The 1,585-nt window shown below is 66.0% G+C and carries 1 protein-coding gene and 1 pseudogene; both read right to left on the bottom strand.

Annotated elements, in window-relative coordinates:
- Window positions 1–142: pseudogene (locus tag IQ26_RS38980) on the bottom strand (SPW repeat protein); the annotation flags it as partial.
- A gap of 47 nt (window positions 143–189) precedes the next feature.
- Window positions 190–1,585, bottom strand: a 1,396-nt coding sequence (locus IQ26_RS38975) for an acyltransferase family protein (protein WP_145723591.1), incomplete at its 5' end; no start/stop codon positions are given.

Below are 1,585 nucleotides of genomic sequence, written 5' to 3'. Positions count from 1 at the left end.
CGCCGAGAACCACATGGGTTCCCATCGCGTTGACGTTCGCCGCGAAGCCGAGCAGCCAGGGCGAAACGATCAGCCATAGCCCGACAACAAGGTTCGCCCACTCTTCCCATTCGGCGAATGCCGAAAGCGTGGCGACAGCCAGAGGCGCCGGACGACAAAGACCTACCTGAGCGGGCAGTCGCCTCCGCCTTACTTCACGGTTGTGGTCACCGTGTTGGAGAACAACGCGCGTTCGACCGGCGGCTCCAGCGACTGCGCAAAGGGCGTCGCCATGTGGTGGCGGTCGCGGTAGGCCAGCTTGCCGCCGATGAAGACATGGCAGGTCCTGGCGTCGCAGAACCGGTCGGTCATATCGATATAGGTCGCGTTGGGGATGGTGCGCACGATGTCGCGCTCCACCGCGGCCACGGCGTCGTTGGCGGCGTCGGTTCGCGGTGCGTCGCATACCGACGGCGCCTGTCCCCGCCACAGCGCGCGGGCCACGCAGGTGTCGACGAACATGCCGTTGAAGGGCACATCGCGGATGAAGGCGACCTTCAGCCCGGCCTGGCTGAACGCCTCCAGCGTTGCACGCAGGCCGGCCCGCCAGTCCTGGTCCAGGCTGCCGGTTTCCTTCGCGTCGGGCGACAGTTTGCGCGAGCTTGTCAGCGAGATCTCCGAGATCACCACCAGGCTCGGGCGCAGGGCGATGATCTCCTTGATCGATCGCTCGCGCCATTGATCGCACTCGGTGTAGTCGCGCTTCAGCTTCGAGCTCCAGACCGTCAGCCGTGACGCCCGGCAGGCGGATTTGAGCCAGGTGACGACCTTGTAGTCGTTCTTCTTCGCCGCTTCGATCAGCGGCGTCGACCAGTGGTCGGCATGCGAATCGCCGAACAGCGCTATCGAGCGCTCGGCATTCTTGGCGCCGAACTCGCAGGCCTTCGGCGTGACGGTCTCATAGTCGAGAACGCAGCCCACCTTGGCGCGCGCGGTGGAGGGCTGTGCGGCAGTTTCGGCAATGATGCGCTGTGAGGGGTCGAGATCGTGAACGGCAAGGCGCGCATTGGCGTAGGTCGCCACCACGCCGGCGCCGGTCAGCATCGCGGCGGGGATAAGCGCGCGCGCTGCGTTCGCCATCAGCCAGACGTTGCGGCGGATCGGGTTCTCGACGAGATTATAGGTGAAGATGGACAGCACCAGCGTCAATGCCCCGCAGGCAAGCCGCCCAGGCCAGGAAAGATCGGGAACCATCATCGTCGCGTAGACGATGACCGGCCAGTGCCAGAGGTAGAGCGAGTAGGAAAGTTTCCCCACCCATTGCAAGGGCGGCAGCGCCAGCATGGCGCTGGGTCCTCTTTGGGCATTGCCGGAACCACTGAGCAGCAGGAGCACCGCGCCGGCCACCGGCACCAGCGCCATCATGCCGGGGAAGGGGTCCCGTTCGTTGAAGGTCAGATAGGCGCCGGCGATCAGCGCCAGGCCGAGCCACGCCAGGGCTGCGCCAAGTTGCGGCCGGTCCCGCCAGAATCTTGCCGGCGCCATCGTCGCCAGCCCGCCGGCGGCGAATTCCCAGGCCCTGAGCGGCGAGAAATAGAAGGCCCAG

The sequence above is a fragment of the Mesorhizobium tianshanense genome, assembly GCF_007830515.1.
GTDB lineage: Bacteria > Pseudomonadota > Alphaproteobacteria > Rhizobiales > Rhizobiaceae > Mesorhizobium > Mesorhizobium tianshanense.
This window is presented reverse-complemented; position numbering and strand designations above follow the sequence as displayed.